At 67.7% G+C, this 25,323-nt stretch carries 26 protein-coding genes and 1 pseudogene; 14 read left to right on the top strand and 13 right to left on the bottom strand.

Features of this window, described 5'->3' with window-relative positions; genetic code table 11:
* Nucleotides 1-63: 63 nt before the first annotated feature.
* On the top strand, nt 64-2,616 hold the full coding sequence (locus NS2_RS02005) for a cytochrome P450 (RefSeq protein ID WP_036549208.1): 2,553 nt from the start codon (nt 64-66) through the stop codon (nt 2,614-2,616).
* 17 nt (nt 2,617-2,633) lie between these two features.
* On the opposite strand, the gene NS2_RS02010 is transcribed toward NS2_RS02005, so the two are convergent.
* The gene (locus tag NS2_RS02010) at nt 2,634-3,854 is read right to left on the bottom strand and encodes a cytochrome P450 family protein (protein WP_033085274.1); all 1,221 of its coding nucleotides are present in this window, start codon (nt 3,852-3,854) and stop codon (nt 2,634-2,636) included.
* A gap of 122 nt (nt 3,855-3,976) precedes the next feature.
* On the opposite strand from NS2_RS02010, the gene NS2_RS02015 reads away from it, so the two are divergent.
* The 3 genes from NS2_RS02015 to NS2_RS02025 are packed head-to-tail and all read left to right on the top strand — an operon-like array spanning nt 3,977 to nt 5,582.
* The gene (locus NS2_RS02015) at nt 3,977-4,402 is read left to right on the top strand and encodes a hypothetical protein (RefSeq protein WP_096490536.1); all 426 of its coding nucleotides are present in this window, start codon (nt 3,977-3,979) and stop codon (nt 4,400-4,402) included.
* Nucleotides 4,396-4,623, top strand: coding sequence for a helix-turn-helix transcriptional regulator (locus tag NS2_RS02020; protein ID WP_033085344.1), 228 nt, complete (start codon nt 4,396-4,398; stop codon nt 4,621-4,623). Before NS2_RS02015 ends, NS2_RS02020 begins: the two co-directional genes overlap by 7 nt.
* Nucleotides 4,620-5,582, top strand: coding sequence for an NAD(P)-dependent alcohol dehydrogenase (locus tag NS2_RS02025; protein ID WP_033085273.1), 963 nt, complete (start codon nt 4,620-4,622; stop codon nt 5,580-5,582). Before NS2_RS02020 ends, NS2_RS02025 begins: the two co-directional genes overlap by 4 nt.
* Here NS2_RS02025 and NS2_RS02030 read toward each other — a convergent pair.
* Nucleotides 5,535-6,413, bottom strand: coding sequence for an alpha/beta fold hydrolase (locus NS2_RS02030; RefSeq protein WP_045436015.1), 879 nt, complete (start codon nt 6,411-6,413; stop codon nt 5,535-5,537). The genes NS2_RS02025 and NS2_RS02030 overlap by 48 nt on opposite strands.
* Before the next feature lie 95 nt (nt 6,414-6,508).
* Here NS2_RS02030 and NS2_RS36665 point away from each other — a divergent pair, with 95 nt between their 5' ends.
* From NS2_RS36665 to NS2_RS38315, 3 genes and pseudogenes are all read left to right on the top strand, one after another.
* Nucleotides 6,509-6,931, top strand: a complete 423-nt coding sequence (locus NS2_RS36665; RefSeq protein ID WP_211724337.1) for a helix-turn-helix transcriptional regulator — start codon at nt 6,509-6,511, stop codon at nt 6,929-6,931.
* A gap of 5 nt (nt 6,932-6,936) precedes the next feature.
* Nucleotides 6,937-6,987 (top strand): annotated as a pseudogene (locus NS2_RS38695) (hypothetical protein); the annotation flags it as partial.
* 64 nt (nt 6,988-7,051) lie between these two features.
* The gene (locus NS2_RS38315; protein WP_353526439.1) at nt 7,052-7,246 is read left to right on the top strand and encodes a WCX domain-containing protein; all 195 of its coding nucleotides are present in this window, start codon (nt 7,052-7,054) and stop codon (nt 7,244-7,246) included.
* A gap of 15 nt (nt 7,247-7,261) precedes the next feature.
* On the opposite strand, the gene NS2_RS02040 is transcribed toward NS2_RS38315, so the two are convergent.
* Nucleotides 7,262-7,927, bottom strand: a complete 666-nt coding sequence (locus NS2_RS02040; RefSeq protein WP_081985554.1) for a TetR/AcrR family transcriptional regulator — start codon at nt 7,925-7,927, stop codon at nt 7,262-7,264.
* An 88-nt stretch (nt 7,928-8,015) separates the two neighbouring features.
* On the opposite strand from NS2_RS02040, the gene NS2_RS02045 reads away from it, so the two are divergent.
* Complete coding sequence (locus tag NS2_RS02045) at nt 8,016-9,518, top strand: MFS transporter (RefSeq protein WP_033085272.1); 1,503 nt, start codon at nt 8,016-8,018, stop codon at nt 9,516-9,518.
* A 94-nt stretch (nt 9,519-9,612) separates the two neighbouring features.
* On the opposite strand, the gene NS2_RS02050 is transcribed toward NS2_RS02045, so the two are convergent.
* Both NS2_RS02050 and NS2_RS02055 read right to left on the bottom strand, forming a co-directional pair.
* Entirely contained in the window at nt 9,613-10,218 is a 606-nt protein-coding gene (locus NS2_RS02050) for a Uma2 family endonuclease (protein ID WP_045436018.1), read from the bottom strand.
* An 85-nt stretch (nt 10,219-10,303) separates the two neighbouring features.
* Nucleotides 10,304-12,487, bottom strand: coding sequence for a malate synthase G (locus NS2_RS02055; protein WP_033085270.1), 2,184 nt, complete (start codon nt 12,485-12,487; stop codon nt 10,304-10,306).
* A gap of 183 nt (nt 12,488-12,670) precedes the next feature.
* On the opposite strand from NS2_RS02055, the gene NS2_RS02060 reads away from it, so the two are divergent.
* From NS2_RS02060 to NS2_RS02070, 3 genes are read left to right on the top strand one after another with little or no spacing between them, the layout of a single operon-like run.
* Nucleotides 12,671-13,417: an SDR family NAD(P)-dependent oxidoreductase gene (locus NS2_RS02060; RefSeq protein WP_033085269.1), complete on the top strand. Its 747-nt coding sequence runs from the start codon at nt 12,671-12,673 to the stop codon at nt 13,415-13,417.
* A complete protein-coding gene (locus NS2_RS02065; protein WP_033085268.1) occupies nt 13,414-14,055 on the top strand; it encodes a TetR-type transcription factor C-terminal domain-containing protein in 642 nt (213 codons plus the stop codon). Before NS2_RS02060 ends, NS2_RS02065 begins: the two co-directional genes overlap by 4 nt.
* A gap of 2 nt (nt 14,056-14,057) precedes the next feature.
* The gene (locus tag NS2_RS02070; protein WP_033085267.1) at nt 14,058-15,347 is read left to right on the top strand and encodes an acyl-CoA dehydrogenase family protein; all 1,290 of its coding nucleotides are present in this window, start codon (nt 14,058-14,060) and stop codon (nt 15,345-15,347) included.
* Between the two features lie 151 nt (nt 15,348-15,498).
* Here the strand turns inward: NS2_RS02070 and NS2_RS02075 are convergent, their stop codons facing one another.
* The 3 genes from NS2_RS02075 to NS2_RS02085 are packed head-to-tail and all read right to left on the bottom strand — an operon-like array spanning nt 15,499 to nt 18,576.
* Nucleotides 15,499-16,284 carry a PaaI family thioesterase gene (locus NS2_RS02075; RefSeq protein ID WP_228102769.1) on the bottom strand — a complete coding sequence of 262 codons (786 nt, stop codon included), beginning with the start codon at nt 16,282-16,284 and terminating at the stop codon, nt 15,499-15,501.
* 31 nt (nt 16,285-16,315) lie between these two features.
* On the bottom strand, nt 16,316-16,993 hold the full coding sequence (locus NS2_RS02080) for a DUF305 domain-containing protein (protein WP_373456090.1): 678 nt from the start codon (nt 16,991-16,993) through the stop codon (nt 16,316-16,318).
* Nucleotides 16,994-16,998: 5 nt separating this feature from the next.
* A complete protein-coding gene (locus tag NS2_RS02085) occupies nt 16,999-18,576 on the bottom strand; it encodes an LVIVD repeat-containing protein (protein ID WP_033085266.1) in 1,578 nt (525 codons plus the stop codon).
* 543 nt (nt 18,577-19,119) lie between these two features.
* Here NS2_RS02085 and NS2_RS02090 point away from each other — a divergent pair.
* The 3 genes from NS2_RS02090 (at nt 19,120) to NS2_RS02100 (ending at nt 20,947) form a co-directional block, all read left to right on the top strand.
* Nucleotides 19,120-19,962, top strand: coding sequence for a transposase family protein (locus tag NS2_RS02090; RefSeq protein WP_096490540.1), 843 nt, complete (start codon nt 19,120-19,122; stop codon nt 19,960-19,962).
* Nucleotides 19,963-20,072: 110 nt separating this feature from the next.
* A complete protein-coding gene (locus NS2_RS02095) occupies nt 20,073-20,378 on the top strand; it encodes a hypothetical protein (protein WP_036552703.1) in 306 nt (101 codons plus the stop codon).
* Nucleotides 20,375-20,947, top strand: a complete 573-nt coding sequence (locus NS2_RS02100) for a hypothetical protein (RefSeq protein WP_145961817.1) — start codon at nt 20,375-20,377, stop codon at nt 20,945-20,947. The genes NS2_RS02095 and NS2_RS02100 overlap by 4 nt, the downstream gene beginning before the upstream one ends.
* Before the next feature lie 191 nt (nt 20,948-21,138).
* Here the strand turns inward: NS2_RS02100 and NS2_RS02105 are convergent, their stop codons facing one another.
* The 5 genes from NS2_RS02105 to NS2_RS02125 all read right to left on the bottom strand — a co-directional run bounded on the left by NS2_RS02105 (nt 21,139) and on the right by NS2_RS02125 (nt 25,232).
* Nucleotides 21,139-21,474: a hypothetical protein gene (locus tag NS2_RS02105; RefSeq protein WP_143161349.1), complete on the bottom strand. Its 336-nt coding sequence runs from the start codon at nt 21,472-21,474 to the stop codon at nt 21,139-21,141.
* On the bottom strand, nt 21,467-21,769 hold the full coding sequence (locus NS2_RS02110; protein WP_033089449.1) for a hypothetical protein: 303 nt from the start codon (nt 21,767-21,769) through the stop codon (nt 21,467-21,469). The genes NS2_RS02105 and NS2_RS02110 overlap by 8 nt, the downstream gene beginning before the upstream one ends.
* 121 nt (nt 21,770-21,890) lie before the next feature.
* Nucleotides 21,891-22,805 (bottom strand): hypothetical protein, encoded by a 915-nt coding sequence (locus NS2_RS02115; RefSeq protein ID WP_033089450.1) that lies wholly within the window; start codon nt 22,803-22,805, stop codon nt 21,891-21,893.
* Nucleotides 22,805-23,869 carry a hemolysin family protein gene (locus NS2_RS02120; protein WP_033089451.1) on the bottom strand — a complete coding sequence of 355 codons (1,065 nt, stop codon included), beginning with the start codon at nt 23,867-23,869 and terminating at the stop codon, nt 22,805-22,807. The genes NS2_RS02115 and NS2_RS02120 overlap by 1 nt, the downstream gene beginning before the upstream one ends.
* Entirely contained in the window at nt 23,862-25,232 is a 1,371-nt protein-coding gene (locus NS2_RS02125) for a hemolysin family protein (RefSeq protein ID WP_147207059.1), read from the bottom strand. Before NS2_RS02125 ends, NS2_RS02120 begins: the two co-directional genes overlap by 8 nt.
* Between the last annotated feature and the right edge of the window lie 91 nt (nt 25,233-25,323).

The raw sequence follows: 25,323 nt of genomic DNA on the forward strand, positions 1-25,323 counted from the left end.
CCCGTCCAGACCGAAGAAATGTGGGCATTTCAGAGCGGGGCGACGCTGAGTAGGGTTCCGCTGATGCACATTGCGATGTTCGTGGACTACCACCCGGCCTCGCTCGGCGGGGTGCAGACCGCCGTCTCCGCACTGCGGCGCGGACTCGAGCGCGCCGGTCACCGGGTCACCCTGTTCGTCGCACCCGATCCGGAGGCCGCGCCCGACCCGGATATCGTTGCCCTGCACCCGCTTTCGATCCCGGCCGTGAACGGGTTCGCGGTGGTCGCGCCCACCCGCCGCAATGCCGCGCTCATCGACGCCGAATTCGCCGCGCGCGGGCCGATCGACCTGGTGCACACCCACACCACCTACGGCGTCGCCATCGCCGGAATGAAAGCCGCACGGCGGCACCGGATTCCGCTCGTGCACACCGCGCAGAGCCGCGACGACGCCTTCATCGAGCACACCTCGCCCGCGCCGTATCCGACCGCGCTGGCGCTGCGGCTGCTGCACGGACGGTTCGTGCCGCACGCGCATCGGATGCCGCACCGGGCCGGGGAATCCGGGGCGGCCCGGCACGCCTGGTGGACCATCAGCGGGCAGGCGCAGGCCGCCTACCAGGTGATCGCGCCGACCCGGCACTTCGCCGATCTGCTGCTCGCGCACGGGACCACACGGCCGATCACGGTGGTGTCCAACGGCGTCGACGACGCGCTGCTCGACGGGCGGGCCGACGTGGAACGCGCCGCCGACGGCCCGCTGCGGCTGGTCTGGTGCGGACGGCTGTCGGGGGAGAAGCGGCTGCTCGAATCCATCGAAGCGGTGCGGCGCACCGACAACTGTGTGCTCGACGTCTACGGCGACGGTGAGTTGCGCGGCGCGGCAGTCGGGCGGATCGTGGAACGGCGGCTCGGCGAACGGATTCGGTTGCACGGCAGGGTGACCCAGGCCGAATGCCTCGACGCCATGGCCGCCGCCGACGCCCTGCTGTTCCCGTCCGACGGCTTCGATACCCAGGGCATGGTGCTGCTGGAGGCGACCGCCATGGGATTGCCGGTGGTGTACTGCGATGCGGCGCTGGCCGAGTCGGTGCCCGCGGGGGTGCGCTCCGCGGACGCCTCCGTCGAGGCGCTGGCCGAGACCCTGGGCAAACTCGCGGCGGATCGGTCGCTGCTGGCCGGACTGCGGGCGGCGTCTGCGGGGGCGCGCGACGGGGTTCGCCAATCCCGGCAGATCGCGGCGGTATCGGAGGTCTACCGGGCGGCCATGGCCGCCACGACGGCGGGCACGCCGCAGGCCGTGCCGCGCACGCTCGCCGACATACCCACCGCGCCCGGGCGTGTGCCGGTGCTCGGTCACGGGCTGCGCGCCCTGTCGGACGCACCCGGATTCGTCGGCTCGCTGCCCGCACTCGGGCCGATCGTGCGCGTGCACTTCGGCCGCCAGACCGGGTACGTCCTGACCACCCCCGACCTGCTGCGCGAAGTCAACCTCAGCGATGCGGAGTTCGAGCGCGAGGACCTGCGCGAGGCCATCGCCGATATCGCGGGCGGCGCGGTCAATGTGCTGCGCGGGCCCGAACACCGGCTGCGCCGCCGCATGATCTCGCCCGCGCTGCGGCAGAGTCGACTGGCCGAATACGCCGAAGCCGCCGCCGATATCGCCAACGCCTGGGCCGCGCGGCTCCCGGCCGGAACCCGGGTGGACCTCATAGACGAGGCACACGGCCTGGTCCTCGACACCGTGTCGGCCACCCTGTTCACCGCCGAGTTCGGCGATGCCGCGCGCCGTGAGATCCGCGACAATGTGCCGTGGCTGCTCAGCCAGGTCATCGTGCGCACCGCGCTGCCGCCGCAGCTGCGCCGGCTGCGGGTCGTCGCCAACTACCGGTGGCGTAGCAAGTCCGCGCACCTGCGGGCCGCCGTCGGCGCGGTGGTGAGCGAATACCGCAGGCGGGACCAGGATTTCAACGATGTGGTGTCGGCGCTCATCCGTCACACCGACGCCGAGACCGGCGAGCGGCTCTCCGATGAGCACATCATCGACGAGGCCATCCTCATGCTGGCGGGCGGTGTCGGATCCATGGCCTCACTGACCGGATGGCTGTGGCACGAGGTGAGCCTGCGGCCCGCCATCGCCGAAAAGCTCTACGCGGAACTGGATTCCGTCGTGGGCAGCGGCGATGTGCGCCCCGCGCACCTGACCGCCATGCCCTACCTGAAACAGGTGGTGTCGGAGACCATTCGATTCTGGGGTCCCTGGATCAGCGCCGCGAACGCCAGTGCCGACCTGCCCATCGGCGAGGTCACCATCCCGGCCGGATCCGCGATCATGTTCAGCCCCTACCTGGTTCAGCATGATCCACGCTGGTTCGCCCACCCGGAGACCTTCGACCCCGAGCGCTGGTCCGCCGAGAACGCGGCCGACACCGCCAAGAAGGCCATGATCTCCTTCGGTGTCGGCCGTCGCCGCTGCCTGGGCGACCACTTCGCCATGCTCGAAATCGCGCTGGCCTCGGCGGCGCTGCTGTCCCGGTGGCGCATCACCCCCGCCCCGAACCACCGGGTCCGTGCCTCCAACCGGGACTTCGTGCTGTCCCCGAATGCCCTGCCCGCCACCCTCGAGCCCCGCTGAAACCGGCTGTCAGACCGTCAATCGAGCAGCACCGGGAGTTCCTGCAGGCTGTGAATGAGGGTGCTCTGGTGCCAGGTGAGGTTGTCCGCGGCCGGTGCCAGGCGCAGGTTCGGGAAACGGGAGAGCAACCCCGCGAAGGCGATGCGCGCCTCCAGGCGGGCCAGCGGCGCGCCGACGCAGAAGTGGATGCCGTGGCCGAAGGCGAGGTGGCCGGTGGTGTCGCGGTCGGGGTCGAGAGTGTCGGGTGCGGGGTAGCGGTCCGGGTCGCGGTTGGCCGAGACGAGCGCCACGAACACGAATTCGCCCGCGGGGATGGTGGTTTCGGCGATGGTGATCGGCTCGGTGGTGTGGCGGAGGGTGCTCATATTGACCGGGCCGTCGAAGCGCAGGAACTCCTCCACGGCGGCGGGGATACCCTCGGGGTCGGCGCGCAGCGCGTGCAGCTGCTCGGGGTTGCGCAGCAGGGCGAGGGTGCCGTTGGCGATCAGGTTCACGGTGGTGTCGTGGCCCGCGACCAGCAGCAGGAAGGCCATGCCGACGAGTTCGGACTCGGTGAGGATGTCGCCGTCGTCGGCGGGCACGCTCAATGCGGACAGCAGGTCCGCGGCGGGCTGCTCCTGCTTGGCCCGCACCAGCTGCTTCAGGTAGGCGGCCATGGCGAGGGAGGCGCGGGCGCGTTCCTCCTCGTAGCCCGCGACCGCGACCAGCGCCTTGGTCCAGTTCTGGAAGTCCGCGCGGTCCTCGAGGGGCACGCCCAGCAGCTCGCAGATCACCGTGATCGGCAGCGGTTCGGCGAAGTCACGCAACAGGTCCGCCTCGGCGCGGCCCGCCATGGCGTCGAGCAGGTCGGTGGTGATCTCCTCGATCCGCGGCTCCAACGCGGCCACCCGGCGCGGGGTGAAGGCACGGGTCGCCAGCTTGCGCAGCCGGGTGTGACCGGGCGGATCGGTGTTGAGCATATTGGTGAGCAGGGCCTGGGTGTTCGGATCCGACTGCGGCACCTCGCGCTTGCGGTTGAGCAGCGCGTTGTTGACGGCGGCGTCCTTGCGCAGGCGCGGATCGTTGAGCGCGGCCCTGCCCTCGGCGTAGTCCAGGATGATCCAGCGCACGATGCCATCCGGGAAGCGCACCTGCCGCACCACGTCGTGCTCGCGCCAGCGGCGGTAATGGGCATGCGGATCGGCGAAGAACTCCGGTCCGATGGATTCGATCCGGTCCGGGGCGTCGATATCGGCCATGGCGTGACCTTAGCCGAAGAAACGATTCGAGGGCAGGGGTGAAATGGGTTGCGGTGACATGTGATTCGAGAACGGTGTCAAAAATCCTGTACATTATGTCGAGTTTTCTTTACATTGAAGTCATGTCCTACGAGGAGAAGCGAACCTGGATCCTGGGTATCGCGGCGGTCGTCTCGTACACGATCTACCTGATCGTCGTGCTGACGCGGGCGCGGCACACGGCCGTGGTCGAGGTGGCCTATGTGGCGCCCCTGCTGTGGGCGGTCGGCGGATCCATCGTGGCCTCGATCGCGGCCAGCATCGCCGTCGCCATCGGGTCCCGCGATCGGGACCGGCGCGATCAGCGTGATCGCGAGATCGACGGGCGCGGAACACAGGTCGGCAATGCCTTCGTCGCGCTGGGTGCGGTGGCGGCGCTGGTGCTGGCCATGGTCGAGGGCGATCGGTTCTGGATCGCGAATGTGCTGTACCTGGGCTTCACCCTCTCGGCGGTGGTCGGCGCGATGGCCGAACTCGCCGCCTACCGGCGGGGGATGTGGCCGTGGTGAAACCGACCCGGGTCACGAATAATATTCGTGCGCTGCGCTTTTCCCGCGGCGAGATGACCCAGGCCGAGCTGGCGGACCGGCTCGGTGTGACCCGGCAGACCGTCAACGCCATCGAACAGGGCAAGTACTCGCCATCCTTGGAGATGGCATTCCAGATCGCCAGGGTGTTCCGTGCACCGCTGGACGAGATCTTCGAGTATCCGGAAGAAGATGAGCCATGAAGGCTATCGCGCAAGACGCGTACGGCACCGTCGACGTGCTGTCCTACACCGACGTTCCGACACCGGAGACCGGGCCGGACGGGGTCCTCGTGCGGGTGCGCGCCGCGGGTGTGGACCCCAGCGTCTGGCACATGATGACCGGCGAACCCCTGGTGGCCCGGCTGGCACTGGGGCTGCGCATGCCACGGGAACGGGTGCGCGGCTGGGACGTCTGCGGCACCGTCGAGGCGGTCGGGCCGCAGGTCACCGAATTCCGGCCCGGGGACGAGGTTTTCGGGACGGTACCCGGCTCGTTCGCCGAATTCGCCTGCGCACCGGCCGCCAAGCTCGCCCACAAGCCGGTCAATCTGAGCGTGGAACAGGCCGCGGCGCTGCCGATCTCGGGGATGACCGCGCTGTCCGGCCTGCGTGACGCGGGCCGCATCGAGGCCGGGCAGCGCGTGCTGATCATCGGGGCGTCCGGCGGGGTCGGTCACCTCGCGGTCCAGGTGGCCAAGCACTACGGCGCGGAGGTGACCGGGGTGTGTTCGGGGTCCTCCGCCGCCTTCGTCGCCGGACTCGGCGCGGACCACGTCATCGACTACACGACCGAGCAGCTCACCGGTCATTACGATCTCATCCTCGACATGGCGGGCAACAGGCCCCTGCCCCTGCTGCGTTCCCTGCTCACCGGCACCGGCACCCTGGTGCTCGGCGGCGGCGAGGGCGGTGGCCGCTGGTTCGGCGCTCTCGACCGCTTCCTGCGCGCCCAGGCCCTCTCACCCTTCACCCGCCGGCGGCTGCGGTCCCTGCTGGCGCTGCCCAAGCCCGAAACCCTGCACACCCTGGCCGAACTGGCGACGTCGGGTGCGGTGATCCCACGCATCGACCGCACCTACGCACTTCCCGAGGCCGCCGCCGCCATCACCTACCTAGCGGCCGGTCACACCCGCGGCAAGTCCGTGATCGTGGTGAGCTGACCCCGAAGGCGAATTGCCGAGGAAGGCCAGCAGGTCGGCGGCCAGGCGCGGGCCGTGCGTGAGATACAGGGCGTGCGGGACGTTCTCGTAGACGACCAGTTCGCTGCCGGGAATGAGCACGGCCTGCTTGCGGCCGCCGAGTTCGAGGGAGACCGAGGCGTCGGTGTCGCCGTGCACGATCAATACCGGCACGGTGATCCGGGGCAGCTCGGCACGGAAATCGGTCTCCACCACCGCGCGATTGCATTCGATGGCGGCGTGCGGGGAGGTTCCGAGGATCAGGGTCAGGACCCGGTCACGGGTCGCCTGCGAGACCTCGCAGCCCGGCAGGCCCGCGCCGATGTAGGGGTCGGCATTGTCGAGCAACCAGGTGTCGAGGCCGTGCCGCCGCGAATCCCGCAGCGCGTCGGCGGCTTCCACCGGGACGCCGTGCGGATTGTCGGTGGTCCGCATCAGGAACGGCAGTGCCGCGGCCACCAGTGCGATCCGGTCCACCCGGGCGCTGCCGTGCCGGGTCAGGTAGCGCACGATCTCGCCGCCGCCCATGGAATATCCGACCATGGTCGCGCCGTGCACGTTCAGCTCGTCGAGCACGTCGGACAGATCGTCGGCGAGGGTGTCGTAGTCGTATCCGTGGCCCGGATCATCCGAGCGGCCGTGTCCGCGCCGGTCGACGGCGATCGCGCGGTAGCCGTGCGCCACCAGATCGGCCATCACGGTGCGGGGTTCGGTGCTGTCCATGCCCCAGGCCGAGTAGAACACCACGGGGCGGCCGGTGCCCCAATCGCGGTAGAACGGCGAGGTGCCGGAGCGGGTATCGATGAAAGGCATTGCCGTGTCTTCTCATTCGATTCGTTCGGAACGGGGAGCAAGGTATCCGCGCTTCACTGACATCTAGTGTCAGTGGATTCCGGCAGAATCGGGAGGTGCGCGCCAGCCGTCTCATGTTCATCCGGTTGCTGTTGCAGACCCGCGACCGCGTCACCGCACAGGAGATCGCCGAGCAGCTGGAGGTCTCGGTCCGCACCGTCTACCGGGACATGGAATCGCTGAGCGCCGCGGGCATCCCGATCTACGGCGACCCCGGGCGCCAGGGCGGCTACCGTCGGCTCGACGGCTTCCGCGCCCGGCTCGAGCTGCTCACCCGCGACGAGGCCGGATCCCTGTTCCTGTCCGGAATCCCCAGCGCCGCCGCCGATCTGGGCCGGAGTGGGATCGTCACCGCCGCCAATCTCGAGGTCATGTCGGCGCTGCCGCCCGAACTGCGCGACCGTGCCGGACGCATCGCCCAGCGCTTCCATCTCGACGCACCCGGCTGGTACACCGAAGCCGAACCCACCCCCACCTGACCGCGGTGGCCGACGCCGTCTGGAACGAGCGCTGTCTGCGTTTCGATTACATCCGCTGGGCCACCCCGCACCTGGTCACCCGCACGACCGCGCCGCTGGGTCTCGTCTCAAATCCGGCAACTGGTACCTGGTCGGGCACTCCGACAGCGGTATCCGGACGGCTACCGGCGGATCCGACTGCCCATCGAATCCATCGACCGCTCCGTCCCCTACCTGCTACGGCTGGGATCCGGCGCGGAAGTCCTTGCCCCCGAAGAACTTCGGCACGCCATGGCAGCGGAGGTCGCCGCCATGGCGCGTGTGTACCGCGGATGAACCCTTGCGCGGGTGTCAGTCCAGTCGGCCGTAGATCAGGCGCAGGATCGCTTCGGTGAGATCGTCGAGACCGGTCGCCACCTCGTCCGGGGTCGCCGCCGCCAATTGCGAGAGGCGGCCGTCGCGCATCAGGGCGACCAGCGCCGCCAGGGTCGCCGGGGCGATTCCCTCGGGAGCGAGTCCGGCCGCGCGATCGCGCTCGATCTTGGCCGCCAGCGCATTGGTGAACCTGGTCGCGCTGGTGGCGATGAACTCCACCAGCGGGGGATAGCCGCTGTCGTAGCCCTCCAGTGAGCAGACCAGGATCGCGCTGTTGTCGTGCCAGACCTCGGCGGCTCCGGCGAGCTGGGCGCGCAGCAGTTCTCGCTGCGGGCCGGTGGACGGCAGCCATACGTGGGTCTGGGCGTAGCGGTCGCTCACGTCCTCCATCAGGCGGGCCAGCACCGCCTGTTTGGACGGGAAATAGAAGTAGAAGCTGGTGCGCGAGATGCCGGTCGCATTGGTGATGTCGTCGACGGTCAGGTTGGCCATCGGCTTCTTCGTCAGCAGCTGGCGGGTCGCGTCGAGGATCTGGGCCTCGCGCTGGTCGCCCTTCGACATGGTGCCGCGCCGACGCAGACCTTTGGTCGTGGGCTCGCTCTGCCCCTCGATCGTGGCTCGGCTCCGCTGCTTCTGCGCCATGGGTTCACCCTATGCGAGTTCCATTCCTGGAATTGACGTGGCGTCTATCATAATCGACACAGTGTCGATTTCGCGTAGAGTCCTGCGAATGACTTCACCGCTCGAGCCTCGGCGCACCGCCTCGCCGACCGCGATCGTGCTGACCATGGCCGGGACCGTGTTCCTGCTGGCCATGGCACAGACCCTGCCCGTCCCGGCGCTGCCGCAGATCGGCCTGCAGCTCGGCGTCTCGGCGACCACCGTCGGCTGGGTGACGACCGCGACCATGCTGGCCGCCTCGGCGCTGACCCCGCTGCTCGGGCGACTGGGCGATGTGTACGGGCACAAGCCCGTCATCGTGGCGACCCTGGTGGTGACGCTGATCGGCAGCCTGCTGGCCGCCTCCGCGGACAGCATCGAGTGGCTCATCGTCGGAAGGGCCTTGCAGGGAGCCAGTTTCGGACTGTTCCCGCTGGCGATCAGCGTGCTGCGCCATGAACTGCCCGCCGAGCGCCTGACCGGAGCGCTGGCCGTCACCGCCTCGACCCTGGGTGTGGGCAGCGGTGTCGCGCTGGTGGCGACGGGTCTGCTGACGCAGGGCGGCGCGGACTACCGCCGTATCTTCTGGCTGTGCGTGGTGCTGACCGTGCTGGTGCTGGCGCTCGCGGTGGTCGTGCTGCCGCGGCGCGCGGGCCAGGGCGGCCGCGTCGACTACGTGGGCGCGGCGGTCCTCGGACTCGGTCTGGTCTGCCTGCTGCTGCCGATTTCCCAAGGCCACGAATGGGGTTGGGGCAGTGCGCGGACGATCGGGTTGTTCATCGCCGCGGTCGTCGTGCTGGCCGGATTCCTGGTGCTCCAGTCCAAGCTGCGTTCCCCGCTGGTCGCGACCTCACTGCTGGCGCACCGCCCGGTCGCGGTGACCAATATGGCCAGCTTCTGCGTCGGCTTCGCCATGTTCAGCGTGTTCCGCGGCGCGACCTACTTCGTGGGCACGCCGCGGGCGCTGGCAGGCTTCGGATTCGACGCCTCCGTCCTGCGCACCAGCGTGGCCTTCATGCTCCCCGGCGCGGTGGCCTCGGTCCTGATGGGCCCGATCGCCGGACTCCTCGTCGGCCGCATCGGCGCCCGCTACGTCCTGCTGCTCGCCAGTGTCATCGGCCTGGGTTCCCTGACCTCCCTGGCGCTACTGCACACGTCCAGCGCGGAAGTCATTGTCGCCCTGATCATCGGCAACGCCGCGATCGCCATCGCCTACGCCGCCATGCCCGCCCTCCTCGTCGCGAACGTGGCCCCCCACGAGACCGGCATCGCCAACTCCATCAACTCGATCATGCGCACCGTCGGCGGCGCCATCGGCAGCGCCCTGGTCGTCACCATCCTGACCAGCGACACCCTGGCCCACAAACTGCCCAACGGCGCGATCGTCTCCCTCCCCGCCGAAGGCGCCTACCGCATCGCCTTCCTCACCGGCGCAGCCTTCTTCGCCCTCGCCGCCCTCCTGGCCGCATTCGGCCTGCGCCACAACGCCCGCCCCCTCACCCCTTACGAACTGGAGGAGGAAGCCGCCCTGGGCGCCGCAGGCGAATTCGCCACGGTATCCACCAGTCTCTGACCCTCGCCCCCCGCGGCCGACGCCCCGAAGAACTGTAAATCGAAATCCCCGGTCGACGGCGGTCGACCGGGGATTTCTTTGCGGCTGAAGCGAATCAGGAGAAGTCGGCTAGGCGGGACAGTAGGAATGAGATCGGGAACGGGTCGGAGACCTCGAGGATGTCGGCTTCCCCGATAACGATCGGCTCCTGATAGCTGGTCTCTTTGAGATGCCGGATCTGGATCCGTGGTTGTGGGTCGAAATCGACGATCCAGTACTGTTTGATTCCGGTGCGCGCGTACTCGGTAACCTTGCGCCCTCGGTCTTCTCGTTCGCTGCCAGAGCCGCGTGAAACGATCTCGATAGCCAGTTGCACATCACTGCCGGGGAACAGCGACAGTCCGAGTTCACGAGCGGTTCGCGCTGCCGCGCCGGTCATGACAGCGACATCCGGCTTGCGAGCGCCCGACGGCGTCGAAATATCCATTGGCGCTTGGACGTACACCTCGGCCCCGAAATCGTCGGCGGCACGTTCGAGGATGCGGGTCAGGACTTTCGCGAGGTAGTCGTGTCGAGTGCTCGGCGACAATTCGATCAGCCAGCCATCGACGAGTTCGTGTGCCTTGCCTTCATCGGGAAGGTTGTGCAGATCTTCCACCGTGTACGGCCCGTACCCGTAGCCGTCTTCGACTGCCGCACTCACTGGCTCCTGTCCTTTCATCAGGGAACTCTCGCCAGTCTAAGGTGAATCCCCGGCCGACATCGTCGACCGGGGATTCGTTTCACGAGGCTGGAGCGGATGTGTCTTACACCGACTTGTTGAAGGCCTTGGCCTCGCGGCGGCGGCGGTGCAGGATCGGCTCGGTGTAGCCGTTGGGCTGGCGGGTGCCCTCGAGGACCAGTTCCTTCGCCGCCTGGAAGGCGATGGAGGCGTTGAAGTCCGGAGCCATCGGGAAGTACGAGGAGTCGTTCGCGTTCTGGCGGTCGACGACGGGGGCCATGCGCTCGAGGGAGGCGATGACGTCGGCTTCGGAGACGATGCCGTGGCGCAGCCAGTTGGCCATCAGCTGGGAGGAGATGCGCAGGGTGGCGCGGTCCTCCATGAGGCCGATGTCCTTGATGTCGGGCACCTTCGAGCAGCCGACGCCCTGGTCGATCCAGCGCACCACGTAGCCGAGGATGCCCTGGGAGTTGTTGTCGAGTTCCTGCTGGATCTCCTCGGCCGACCAGTCGGTGTTCGGAGCCAGGGGGATCTCGAGGATCTCGTCGACGGTGGCGCGCGGGCCGCCCTTGGCGATCTCGGCCTGCCGCTTGAACACGTCCACCAGGTGGTAGTGGGTGGCGTGCAGGGTGGCGGCGGTGGGCGAGGGCACCCAGGCGGTGTTGGCGCCGGACTTCGGGTGGCCGATCTTCTGGACCAGCATCTCGGCCATCAGATCCGGCATGGCCCACATGCCCTTGCCGATCTGCGCCTTGCCGGGCAGGCCGGTGGCCAGGCCGGTGTCGACGTTCCAGTCCTCGTAGGACTTGATCCACTGCTGGGCCTTCATCTCGGCCTTGCGGACCATCGGCCCGGCCTCCATGGAGGTGTGGATCTCGTCGCCGGTGCGGTCCAGGAAGCCGGTGTTGATGAAGACCACGCGGTCCTTGGCGGCGAAGATGGACGCCTTCAGGTTCACCGTGGTGCGGCGCTCCTCGTCCATGATGCCGACCTTGAGGGTGTTCACCGGCAGATCCACGACCTGCTCGATGCGGCCGAACAGCTCGTTGGTGAAGGCCACCTCGTCCGGGCCGTGCATCTTCGGCTTCACGATGTAGATCGAGCCGGTGCGGGTGTTCTTGAGCTTGGTGTCGCCGTTGAGGGCGTGCTTGGCGATCAGGACGGTGACCAGGCCGTCCATGATGCCCTCGGGGATCTCGTTGCCCGCGGCGTCGAGGATCGCGTCGGAGGTCATCAGGTGACCCACGTTGCGCACGAACAGCAGCGAACGGCCGTGCAGCACAAGCTCACTGCCGTCGAGGGCGGTGTACACCCGGTCCGGGTTCATGGTGCGGGTGAAGGTCTTGCCGACCTTGGTGACCGACTCGGCGAGATCGCCCTTCATCAGGCCCAGCCAGTTGTGGTAGCAGAGCACCTTGTCCTCGGCGTCCACCGCGGCGACCGAGTCCTCGAAGTCCATGATCGTGGTGACCGCGGACTCCAGCACCAGGTCCTTGACACCGGCGGTGTCGGTGGAACCGATGGGGGAGGACGGGTCGATCTGGATCTCGATGTGAAGGCCGTTGTGCTTCAACAGGACCGAGGTCGGGGCGGCCGGGTCGCCCAGGTAGCCCACCAGCGCGGTGTTGTCGGCCAGGCCGATCTCGGTGCCGTCCTCGAGGCCGACCACGAGCTCGCCGTCCTCGATCGAGTACTTGGTGGAGCCGACGTGCGAGCCGGTGATCAGCGGCACCGCGTCGTCGAGGAAGTTGCGGGCCCACTCGATGACCTTGTCACCGCGGACCTTGTTGTAGCCCGAGCCCTTCTCCGCGCCATTGGCCTCGGAGATGGCGTCGGTGCCGTACAGGGCGTCGTACAGGGAGCCCCAGCGCGCGTTCGCGGCGTTGATGGCGAAGCGGGCGTTCATCACCGGGACGACCAGCTGCGGGCCCGCCTGGGTGGCGATTTCGGCGTCCACGTTTTCCGTGCCGATCTGGAAGTCGGCCGGTTCGGGACGGAGATAGCCGATCTCGGTGAGGAACTGCTTGTAGGCAGCCTTGTCGTAGCCAGCGCCCGGGTTGGCGCGGTGCCACTCGTCGATCTTGGCTTGGATGTCGTCGCGTTCCGCGAGCAGAGCACGGTTGCGGGGGGCGAGGTCATTGATGACGGCCTCGGCACCCGACCAGAACGCGGCGGAATCAACACCGGTGCCGGGGAGGGCCTCGTTCTCCACGAAGTCGTGGAGCACCCTGGCAACCTGCAGCCCGCCGACCTGAATCCGCTCTGTCATCTACTGCCTCATTTCGAGAAGCCGGGTGGAAAAAGTACGCGCGTCATATTACTCGCGGGTACCGGGCGGTTTTTCACGGCCTCGGGGTTGGGGCCTCGCACGATGGGTCTTGATTGTATCGATCGGTACATTTAATGTACTGGGTGGAACATTTTCTGGCGGCTCGTCGCGAAGGTGCGATTCATGGGAAATCCCTTGTCCGGCAAGGTCTCTGTGGTAACGGGCGGCAGCCGCGGGCTGGGGCGGGAGATGGTGCTCGCGCTCGCAGAGGCCGGGTCCGACGTCGTCATCGCCAGCCGCAAGCTCGAGGCGTGTGAGGAATTAGCCTCCGACGTGCGCGCCGAGACCGGGCGGCGGGCGCTGGCGGTGGCCTGCAATGTGGGCGATTGGGCGCAGTGCGAGGCACTGGTCGAGGCCGCTTACGGCGAGTTCGGCACCGTCGACGTGCTGATCAACAATGCCGGGATGTCGCTGCTGTATCCCAGCTTGGACCAGGTTTCCGAGGCGATGTTCGACAAGGTGATCGCCACCAACCTCAAGGGGCCGTTCCGGCTCTCGGCGCTCATCGGGGCGCGCATGGCCGCGGCGGGCGGCGGATCGATCGTAAATATATCTTCGATCGAAGCCGCCCATCCCGAGCCGATGGCCGTGCCCTACGCCGCCGCCAAGGCCGGGGTCGAGGCGCTGAGCGTCGGCCTGGCCCGGACCTATGGACCCGCGGTGCGCGTGAACACCATCCGCTGCGGGCCCTTCGACACCGATATCGCCAAGGCGTGGCCCGCGGAGATGCGCGCGGAGTTGGCCCGCCACACCGCCCTCGGCCGGATCGGAGTGCCCGCCGACATCGTCGGGGCCGCACTGTTTTTCGCCTCCGACGCCTCGACCTTCTGCACCGGCGCGACCCTGGCCCTGGACGGTGGTTTCCGGTGACCTCCGCGGTCCCGGCCCGCAAGCGCGGCCGCCCGCCCGCCTCGGCCGCCGGACCGGGGGAGACCCGGGAGCGGATCGTGCAGGCCGCCCTGGAGCTGTTCGCGGAGAAGGGATTCCACGGCACCGGCGTGGCCGAGATCGGGGATCGGGCCGATGTGCAGCGCGGGGCGCTGTACTACCACATCGGATCCAAGGAGGAACTGCTGTGGCAGATCCTCGGCGACTACACCCGGCTCATGCTGAGCGAGGCCGAGCAGATCGCCGACGGCACCGACTATCCGGTCACCAAGCTGCGCAAGCTGATCCACTCGCACGTGCGGCTGATCATCGAGAACCGCCGTGCGGTCGCCATTCAGCTGCGCGACGTCACCGCGCTGAGCGGTGAACGTGCGCGCGAACTCCAGGAACTGCGCGATCGCATCCAGGCCCTGTGGCAGCGGGTCCTCGACGCGGGCAAGACCTCCGGCGTGCTGCGCACCGCCGACCATGTGGTCACCAACAGCGTGCTCGGCATGCTCAATTCGGTGACCTTCTGGTACCGATCCGACGGGCAGCACACCCCCGACGAGATCGCCGACATTCTCTGCACCACCGTCCTCGACGGACTCATCCAACCGCGCAAGAGCACGAAAGGCTGATCATGGCTTGGGATTTCGAAACAGACCCGGAGTACCAGAAGAAACTGGAATGGGTTGCGGAGTTCGTCAGGACCGAGGTCGAACCCCTGGACCTGATCTACCCGAACCCCTACGACCGCACCAACCCCGAGATCCGGGCGCTCATGAAACCGTTGCAGGAGCAGGTCAAAGCCCAGCAGCTGTGGGCGTGTCACCTGGGCCCCGAACTCGGCGGCCCCGGCTACGGGCAGTTGAAGCTGGCCCTGCTCAACGAGATGCTCGGCACCTCCCAGTGGGCTCCGCTGGTATTCGGCTGTCAGGCGCCCGATTCCGGCAATGCCGAGATCCTCGCCCACTTCGGCACGGACGAGCAGAAGTCGAAGTACCTGCGGCCCTTGCTCGATGGTGAGATCGGGTCCTGCTACGTCATGACCGAACCCACCGGCGGCTCCGACCCGACCGCCTTCCAGACCCGCGCGGTGCGCGACGGCGACGAGTGGGTCATCAACGGCGAGAAGTGGTTCAACTCCGCCGCCGAATTCGCGACGTTCCATATCGTCATGGCCGTCACGGATCCGGAAGCGCCTCCGCACCAGCGGCTTTCCATGTTCATCGTGCCCGCCGACACCCCCGGCCTGGAGATCGTGAAGAACTTCACCGTCCCCGGATTCAGCGAACACGAAGGCCACCTGCGCTTCACGAATGTCCGCATCCCCGCCGACGCGCTGCTCGGTGCGGAGGGTCTCGGCTTCATCGTGGCCCAGACCCGCCTCGGCGGCGGCCGCGTCCACCACGCCATGCGCACGGTCGCGTTGGTACGCAAGGCCTTCGACATGATGTGCGAGCGCGCCGTCTCCCGCCCCATGGGCAAGGGCGTCCTCGGCGGCAAGCAGATGACCCAGGAGAAGATCGCCGAATCCTGGATCGAAATGGAGCAGTTCCGCCTGCTCGTCCTGCGCACCGCCTGGCGCATCGACAAGGAACAGGACGACCGCAAGGTCCGCCACGACATCGCCGCCATCAAGATCGCCATGCCGAAGGTCATGCACGACATCGCCCAGCGCGCCATGCACCTGCACGGCGCGATCGGCGTCAGCACCGACCTCCCCTTCACCGACATGATGACCTACGCCCAGATCATGGCAATCGCCGACGGCCCCACCGAGGTTCACAAGATCACCCTCGCCAAGGAGATCCTCAAGACCTACACCCCGGCCGACCCGGTCTACCCCACCACTTACCGGCCGACCCTCCGCGAGGCGGCCCGCGAACTGGTCGCCGCCCGCCTGGAACACTCCATCGCCAACCTCTGATCATTCGCCGAGTGGCAACTCCCGGAGGGGAATTCGGACAAAACCCCTCCAGGAGTTGCCGCTCGGCGATCAGGAGGAGGGGGTGGGTTCGTCGATGACCGCGGCCGTGGCGTCGGCCTGGGCTTTCGGCGATGAAGAACGTGCCACCCGGTCAGTTTCGCGGCTCGATCCACAGGGCCTCGGCCAGTGCGACCGGGTCGCCGTCGGGGGTGGAAAGTGCCACGCCGACGGTGTGTTTGCGGCCGTCGCGGTGGGTGATCCAGGCGTGGGAGATGTAGTCGGCTCCGGCGTACACGGGTTGCAACTGGGTTGCGGTGAGAGCGGCGGTGAACGCGCCCAGGCCCATGCGGGAGAACACGAAGGCGGCTCGGCCGCCGGGACAGTCGAGTGCCGACCACACCACCTCGGGCGGCAGCTCGCCGGTCTCGTCGGCGAGCGCTGGGTCGGGGGTCCAGGCCGCCGCCATCATCCGCTCGCCCGGTAGTTCCGAAGGGAACAGCACTAGTCCGCGGCCGGGCGCGCACGCCAGGCCGCAGCCGTAGCAGTCGGTGACCGTTCGCTTGCCCGACAATCCCAGCTCCACGGCGGATTTCGCCGCCGCCCAGGACGGCGCGGGCCGCGGATCCAGGGTCAGCGTGGCGGGTGCGGCCTCGACCAGCAGGGTGTCGTCGGTCGCGGTGAACGTGGCCCGGCCCGGCTCGGGGGCCGACAGCAGGATGGGGGTATCGACCGAGACCGCGCGGCGGAAGTCGACGCGCACGGTATCCCCACCGGCATGTGCGGCCAGCAGCCCGGCCAGATAGCCGCCGAAGGCGACGTCGGGATAGCCGTGGATGTGCGTGGGGATGGTGAGCGCCTCGGCCTGGGTGATGGTGAGAATCAACCTTTCCCGGCCGTGTGGCCGATCGACAAGATTGACGATACCGAGCGCCCCCACCGCCGCTCCCGTGAGATTTCGCACCGCGGCGCTACAGCGGCTGGGCTCCCCGCTGGGCCAGCATGATGGTCATCAGCCCGGCCTCCTGGGACTGGGCGGTGATCATGCCGCGCGCCGACTCCTTCACCGGACCCGAGGTGAGGAGCTGATCGGCGGCCTTGGCCATGGCCACGCCGCCGCGGTGGTGGCGCAGCATGAGTTGCAGGAACAGGACTTCCGCGTCGGTGCCGCGTGCGGTGGCGAGAGAGTCCCGCTCAGCCTGGGTGGCCATGCCGGGCATGGCGGTGCCGTTGGTGCCGGTCCTGGTCGGCATCGAATGATCGTGTCCGGCAGCGTTGTTCATCCACGCCATCGGGTGCCGGGACTCGGGGGCGGCATTGGCCAGGCGCAGCCAGCCCAGCAGTGTGCCGATCTCCATGCGCTGGGCATCGCCGATCTGCTGGGCCAGCTGCCGGACAGTCGGGTTCACGCCGGAGTCCAGGCGCTGCACCATGATCAGTGCCTGCTCGTGGTGGACGAACATGTCCTGGCTGAAACCGAGCTCGACCGGGGTGAGAACCGTTGCGGCGGAGGTGCTCTCACCAACGGCGATCGGGCGCACCAGGAATCCGGCCGTGAACACCGTCAGCAGCAACGCCGTGAACCCGACCGGCCGCCGCCAGCGATATCCGGCGGCGCGCAGGCGATTACGGAACCCACCGGCGTGCACCGCCGTCACGAGCCCACCACGGACTGCTGATCGGCGGGCGGGGTGTAGACGTCGTCGGCGAGCTGCAACACCATGAAGCCGTTGTCGTTGCAGGTGGCCCACAACTGGTTGCCGTGCCACTCCGGCGGCGAGAAGCACCAGTCGGTGGACAGATCACCGAAGGCGATCATGCCCGTGCGTGCGGAGAGCGCCTGATTCGGATCGAACTTGCCCTCCAGGATCGCGCGCGCCGCCGACGGGAACTCCATGGCGGGGATGCCGATCAGCGAGGCCAGGGCGTGGGGTGAATTCCACAGTTCCAGGTTGCGGCCCTTGCGTGCGGGCGGATTGAAGTACGCGATCTCCTTGGCGTGGAACGGATCCCGCACATCGAAGACCCGGATGCCGGACTCCTCCCCGCCGCAGGCCAGCGCCGTCGGATTGTTCGGCCGGTCCGCGGCGCAATAGTGCGCGTCGTAGGAGAACACCGACCCGCCCATGGCCGAGGCCATGGCCGAATCCTGGTTCTGCGGCAGGTTGATCTCCAGCTTGATCTTCGCGGCCACCTCCGGATTCGTCTCGTCGGAGATGTCGATGAGCTTCACCCCGCCCGCGCCGCCCTCGTCCGCGGTGAACAGGTAGGGCTTGCCGTCATAGGTGACCGGGATGCTGTGCTGGGTCGCCCAGCCGTCGGTCCAGAACACCCGTCCCAGATGGCCGACCTGCGGATTCGGATCGCGGCGCTGCACGGCGCTGATGTCGAGCACGGTGAAACCCGCCAGCGCGGACAGATACATGCGATTGCCGTCGGGACTGATGCCGAAGCCGTGCGCCTCGATGCCGGTCAGGCCCTGCCAGATCACGTGCGGATTCGTCGGATCGGTGAGATTGACCGCGCTCACGAATCCGGGCGCGATACCCGAGGCCCAGTAGGTGCGTCCATCGGGGGAGAAGCCGCCCTCGTGGGTCGTGATCGGCAGCGGCATCAGCAGATTCGTGCCCGCGCCCGGATTCAGCAGCCGCGGGTGCGCGCAGTCGGAGACGTCGTAGACCGACAGGTAGCCCACGCCCTCGCCGACCGGGACACCGGTGCCGACCAGCAGCTTCCGCTCGGCATTGACCTTGAGCGACTCCCAGGTGCCCGCGAGCATGGCCGGTTCGGTGAGGCTGCCGGTCACCACCGGATTCGCCGGATCCGACACGTCGAGCACCTGCACGCCCTGCGCGGGGCCGAGAATATCGCCCGGGAACAGCGACCCGGTGTACGAGCAGTGGTCATAGGTGGTCGAGGTGATCCCCGCGCCCTTGCCGACGTACCCGCCCACGAACGACAGATTGCACCGATACCCCAGTGTGCTGCGTCCACTGTTGCGGTCATCGGCCGAAACATCGCCCTGCAGACCACTTTCCGGCAGCGCATCCGCCCCGCATTCCGCGCGCGGCACCGAGGTCCGCCCGACATCGAGGAACTGCTGCACCTGATCCACGAGGTCGGACCCCAGATCCGCCGACGCCCCGTGCATCGGCAGCACGGCCGCTCCCAGCAGCGACACCGCCAGCACCGCCGCCGGTTTGGACCGGCGCACCCGCTCGAACCGCCTCATCGCGGTACCCCCATCTTCGTTCCGAACACAAGCCAGGTGACTGCAGCCACAACGGGGTGGCAACTGTGGTCACGGTTACGTCTCGAAACGTAACGCATGAACTGACCGTTCGGTAGGGGGTTGGCGGAATCTGTCTGGGCCACTTTGGCGTCAGCACTGTGTCAGCACTCGGTCAGCGCGGCGGGGGAGAGCCGGTGGCGTCCGAATCGCATTCCAGCCAAGGAGTTCAGGATGAATCAGGATTACACCGGCAGCGCGGTCCTCGACGCGGGCAGCTCTTCCATTCGCGATCTGCTCTTCTCGGTGGTTTCCACTTTCTCGGGAAATATGCGCTGACCCGAGGGCCTCTCTGCGCGACCGGGAGCGGTCCCCGCCGATTCTCATCGGCGGGGGCCGCTCTCAGCGAGCCTTTCCGGGTAGCTGCCCGGTCAGCGGCGTGATCTGCGGATACGCTGAATGTGGTTGCTGGGCAACGAAAGAGCGCAGAGTCCTGGTAGAAGGATGTTCGACCAAGAACACATCTTCATAGGGACTCTGCGCAGGATGAGTGTGACATACACCGGGGTGCTGGCGGTCCCGGAGGCCACTGTCGAGTTCGTTGCCGGGTTGCTCGAGCAGGTGCGCCGGGCCAAGGGGACGCGCTGGCGGGCGCTGGCCTGCGTCGAACAGACGGTGCTGGCGCTGCGCTGGTTCGTCGACGGCATCCGGGTCGAGCAGCTGGCTCTGGACAATGCGATCGGCAGGACGACCGCCTACGACTATCTGCACGAGGTGATCGACGCGCTCGCCGGTCAGGCGCCGAGTCTGCACGGAGCATTGCTGGCGGCGAAAATGGCTGTTCATGAGCATGTTTCGGGGGACGGCACGTTGATCGCGACCGATCGGATCAGTGAGCCCGGACCGACACCGCAGAAGGGCAAGCCCTCGCGGCGGGTGGATTTGTGGTGGTCGGGAAAACATCACCACCACGGCGGGAACGTGCAGGTGGTGACCGTGCCGGACGGGTGGCCGATCTGGACCTCGCCGGTGCGGCCGGGTCGTGAGCACGACGTCACCGCGCTGCGTACACATCCGGAAATGGTTCCAGCTCTCACCGATTGGGTATCCGACGACAGGCCGGTGCTGACCGACCTCGGCTACGAGGGTGAATCCGCGGTGGCCACCACCGCGGTCAAGAAGCCGGCCGGTGGCCGGCTCACCGAGGCGCAGCGGGCGGCGAACAAGGCTCACAACGGCAAACGTGCCCTCGGGGAACGTGGAAACTCCCTGCTGAAGATGACTTTCAAGGCGTTGCGGCGGCGAGTCGGCTTGTGCCCCTGGCGTATCGGCACCATCGTCGCGGCTGCTCTGGTGTTGCTGCGCCACGAATACCGCCGAACCACCTGACCACGACACGCCGCTACTCGGAAAGGCTCAATGAGCCTGCCGCACCCGACTATTACAAATTCGTTGCCAACGGCCAGGCGGACGGAACGCCTATCAAGGTCGGCACGCCGATGGACGTCACCTATGTCGGGCCCCAATTCGACGACGAGAGCTGGGGCTATTCGGGAATCATGGGCGTGATCGAACTGCGTTCGCCGGGCAACAGAGACCCCTTCAAGACCTGGGATCTGTCCTATGAACCGGGCACATACGAGATCGACGACTACGACGACACCGGCACATCCGGCAGATGGCTCGCGGACTATGTCGATGGAGCCCAGAAGACCGACTATCTGTCGCTCGGTGTGAAGAAGGACCAGTTCGCCTTCGAAAAGGCATATCCGGACAAGGCTTCCGATCACAAGGACGCGCGATGACGATGAAATCGAGGGCGATTCGCAAGGGAGTTCTCGTGGCCGCCGTCTCGTCGATGGCAATGTTCGGAGCGGCGATCGGGGCACCGGACGCGTTTGCCGCCCTGCCGACGGGATCCGCGGGTGGCTCGCCGGCGGACGGCCATCACCAGCCCGGTGTCGGGAACGATTACCCTCCGCTGCTCGACAGCGACGGCCACCAGATGGTCAGCGGTGGTGTCTACGAAATCTATGACGTCACCCAGAGCCTGCCGATAGGCACCGACAACGACCCGGAACACAATTGGTTCCAGGACACCGAACGGTTCGCCGGCGAATACAAGATCACGCTGCCGGGTGAGAAGGACGGCACACCCTTGTTCGTGCAGGAGCTGGTGGTGATCACTGCCAACGACACCCGGTACGACGGCGAGAGCCGGGGGGTATTCGCACTGGAACGGCGGGATCATCGCACTCCGCTCACCGGGCAATACCGATCGATTCAAGATCTGGGCCCAGGACGACACGACGTATCGCATCGACGATTTCGACGACACCGGTGGCACGGGCCGCTGGGTCTCGGAGAAATCTGATTTCGGCGGGACCGGCCTGCACCTGTCGTCGGACAAGGATCGATTCCAGTTCCGCAAGGCGTGAGGGTCGGGACGGCCGCGGATGCGTGAGCAGCGCCCGGCAGCGATCGAGCAGCCGGGCGCGCGGATCCTCCACGTGCCGTAGCCCATTCGTGCAGCCCGAAGCGGGACGACCGGGCGGGTCGTCGAACTCAGGATGCCTTGCGGTGCTCGTCGTTCTCGTGCTGCGCGATCACGGCGAGGAGTTCGCGCACCCAGGCAGGACGCTGTTCGCTGGTCCCGGCGGTGGCGATGTCGCGTTCGATCAGCGAGCGGATGTAGGCGGACTGCGACATGCCCAGGTTCGCGGCGCGAAGTTTGCACGCCTTGTCGAGTTCGCGGGTCAGCTTCACCGAACGCGGGATCAGTACCGGCTCGGCGTCCGCGCCGGTCGCGATCGCCGGTTCGACCGGATCGTCGGTGAAGACCAGCCGTTGCGTCATCGCAGCCACCTCGGCGGGACTCATGTTCTCGAATGGATCAGTCATTGCGGGTCGCCTCCCATTTCTCCAGCTCTGCGGCTTGATCGGCGGCGAGGTACTCGGCGTTGTACACCTCGATGTCCCGTCCGACGCGCCTGGCGAACACGGCCAGCGGTGTGCCGTCATCGGCGCGGCCCCAAATGACCAGGGACATCAATCCGGTCGTCGGGTCGACGGCTGGTCGTAGCCAGACTTGCCGGTTTCCCTTCATCCATGCGTCTACGAAATCGAAGACGTCGTCCGGATCGACACCTGTCCGCGCCAGCATCGGTGCGAGCGCCCAGTACCACTCGATCGCCACCTATCCAGACTACTGCAGAGACTACCTGCCTGGTTCTGATCGTGATGATCAGCCCGTTTGAAGGTGTAGTCGTCGCCGCTTGGTCCGCCTGGTCGCAAGCAGACGCACTGTGCGCGGGGTGCTAGGAGGTTCGGACCGTCAGCAGGTTTCGGCAGGCGTTCAGCAGGCGGGTGCGTAGCACCTCGGCGCGGGGTGCGATGTCCGCCTGGCCGCGGACGTATTCGGCTCGGCCGGAGGGGGTTTCGATGCGGATGGGGGTGTAGCCGAAGTCGCGGAGGTCGTAGGGGCTGGCCTTCATGTCGAGTTCGCGGGCGGCGCAGGCCAGTTCGAAGGCGTCGAAGAGGAGGTCGGAGCCGATGAGCGGGGTGAGTTTGAAGCCCCACTTGTAGATGTCCATGTTGGCGTGCAGGCAGCCGGGTTGTTCGCGGTCCATCTGGGATTCGCGGGTGAGAACCTCGAGGTTGAGGGGGAGGGCTTGCGGGGTGAAGAAGCGGAAGGCGTCGAAGTGGGTGCAGCGCAGTTGCATCGATTCGACGACCGCGTCGGTGCCCGCGTGGCCCAGACGGAGCGGGACCTGCTGGTGGCGGACGTCATCGGTGCGGTACACCATGGCCCACTCGTGCAGGCCGAAGCAGGACAGCTGGGGCGGGCGGGTGGTAGTGGCTGCGAGGAGCCGGGCTACGAATTCGATGGTGTCGCGGCGCTTTTCGAGGAAGTCGGGGTCGGCGGTCCAGCCCGGGACGGGCAGGCCGTCGGCGTCTAGGGCCGAAACCCGGTGGTAGCCGCGGAATTCGGTGTAGTCCGCGGCGTCGGCCAGGACAACCCCGAAGCCCGGGTGCCAGCGTTTGAGCTGGGCGGGCTTGTGGCCGTAGTAGGTGAACAGGAAGTCGATGACCGGGTGCTTCGAACCCGCCGCTCGCCGTTCGAGATACGGGCCGACCAGGGCGTCGACTCGGGCGCGGTGGGCGGCGGTCCGGCCCCGCCAGTCGGGGCCGGACAGCCGGGCGGAGCCGGGTAGGTCGGTGTGCGCGTTCATTATTCGGCGAGGCGGTGGGTGGCGTCGCGGACGGTGCCGACGAACTCCTCCACCAGGTCTTCCAGGGCCACGATGCCGACGGTATTGCCGCGGCTGTCGACCACCCGGCCCAGGTGGGAATTGGTGCGGCGCAACCGGGCCAGCGCCTCGAACAGGGTGGTGCCCATGCTCAGGGTAGGCAGCGGGCGGATGTCGGTGCGCGGGATCGGGGTGCCCGGGCCCGCGTCGTCGTCGGCCGTCAGATCGAGGACGTCCTTGACGTGCAGGTAGCCGACCAGGGAACCGTCGGTGGCGCGCACCGGGTAGCGTGAGAAACCCGTTTCGGCGACCGCGGATTCGATGTCCCCGAGGGTGGTGCCGTCGCCGCGCAGCGGGACCGAACGGGTCTCGGCCAGCGGCACCATGACATCGGCGACGATCCGGTCGCTGGACCCCAGCGCCTGGGTGAGGCGGCGGTGCTCCTCCTCGTCCAGCAGTCCCTCCGAACGGGATTCGCCGAACATCTCGGCCAGCTCCACCGACGACACGGTGGCGTCCAGCTCGTCCTTGGGCTCGATTCGCAAGGCGCGCAAGGTGATATTGGCCGCGAAGTTGTAGACCGCGATCAGCGGCTTGGCCAGCCGCAACCACATCAGATGCAGCGGAACCAGCAGCAGCGCGGAGCGTTCCGGCCCGGCGAGGGCGATATTCTTCGGAACCATCTCGCCCAGCAGGATGTGCAGGATCACCACGATGGTCAGGGCCAGCGCGAACGCGATCGGGTGCAGCAGCGAGGCGGGCACGCCAACCAGCTCGAAGGGCCCCTCCAGCAGGTTCGCCACCGCGGGCTCACCCACCCGGCCCAGCAGGATCGAGCAGATGGTGATGCCCAGCTGCGCCGCCGCCAGCATCATCGACAGGTTCTGACCCGCCTCGATGACGGTGTTGGCGCTGCGCTTGCCCTGCGCGGCAAGCGCTTCGAGGCGGTCGCGGCGCGCGGAGATGAGCGCGAACTCCGCGCCCACGAAGAACGCGTTGCTCAGTAGCAGCACCAGGGTCAGCAGGACGGCGTAGAGGTCACCCATGGCTGTGCTCCCAGTTCGCGAGGGCCTCGGCGTCGACCGGGCGGATCAGGACCCGGTCGATGCGGCGGCCGTCCATGCGTTCCACGGTGGCGATCCAGCCGCCGGTGGTCTCCGGGTCGAGCACGCCGGCGGGCTGCGGCAGCAGTACCTCGTCGCCCGCCACCGGGATCCGGCCCAGCCGGGTCAGGACCAGCCCGCCCAGGGTTTCGTACTCGCCCTCGGGCGCGTCGTAGCCGGTGGCACGGGACACCTCGTCGATGCGCAGCAGGCCCGAGCAGTTCCAGCCGTTCGGGGTGCGGCGCACATCGAGTTCCTCCTCGTCATGCTCGTCGCGCACGTCGCCGAGGATCTCCTCGATCAGGTCCTCCATGGTGACGATGCCCGCGGTGCCGCCGTATTCGTCGACCACCAGCGCCACCTGCATGCCGTCGCGGCGCACCCGGTCGAGCACCTCGTCGCCGTCGAGGCTGGCGGGCACGATCGGCACCGGATTGGCGATCGTCTTGAGCTTGATGCTGCGCCGATCCTTCGCCGGATACACGAACACCTGCTTGACGTGGACGAACCCGAGCGTGTTGTCGAGATCGCCGTCGATCACCGGGAACCGGGAGTAGCCGGTCTCGCGCGCGGCGTCGATCAGATCCGCCAGAGTGCAGTCCTGGTCCAGGGATTCGACGTTCATACGCGGGGTCATGAACTCCTCCGCGCTGCGCTCACCGAACTCCAGGGAGCCGTCCACCACCTGTGCGGTGCGCTGATCCAGGGCCCCGTGCAGCGCCGAAGTCCGCACCAGCGAACCCAATTCCTGCGGCGAGCGCGCCGAGCGCAGCTCCTCGGCCGGTTCGATGCCCATCCGGCGCACCGCCCAGTTGGCCGCGCCATTGAGGAAATTGATCATCCACTTGAACGTCGTGGAGAACGCGATCATCGGCGCGGCGGTGAAGCGCGCCACCGCCAGCGGCGCGGCGATGGCGATGTTCTTGGGCACCAGCTCGCCGTAGATCATCGACAGCGAGGTCGCGATGATCAGCGCCAGCGCCAGCGAAACCCCTTGCGAGGTACCCGGACTCACGCCGAACGCGCCGAACATCGGCTCCAGCAGCCGGGCCAGCACGGGCTCGGCGATATAACCGGTGATGAGCGTGGTGATGGTGATGCCCAGCTGCGCGCCCGACAGCTGGAACGAGAGGGTGCGATGCGCGCGGCGCACCTGGCGGGCCCGGCGGTCGCCGTCGCGGGCGTGGGCCTCCACGGTCGAGCGTTCCAGGGCGGTGAGCGAGAACTCGGCGGCGACGAACAGTGCGGTGCCGGCGGTCAGAGCGATGAATCCGAGCAGACTGAGAACGGTGAGCAAGGCCGACACGGTCAGCACCACCTGGCCGTTCGCCGTGCCGGTAGCGGGTGTTGTCGTGGCGGGACTGCGTGGGCGCCGGGTTTGTCACCCGGCTCGGTAG

It is taken from the genome of Nocardia seriolae NBRC 15557 (assembly GCF_007990715.1).
In the GTDB taxonomy this organism is placed as follows: Bacteria; Actinomycetota; Actinomycetes; order Mycobacteriales; family Mycobacteriaceae; genus Nocardia; species Nocardia seriolae.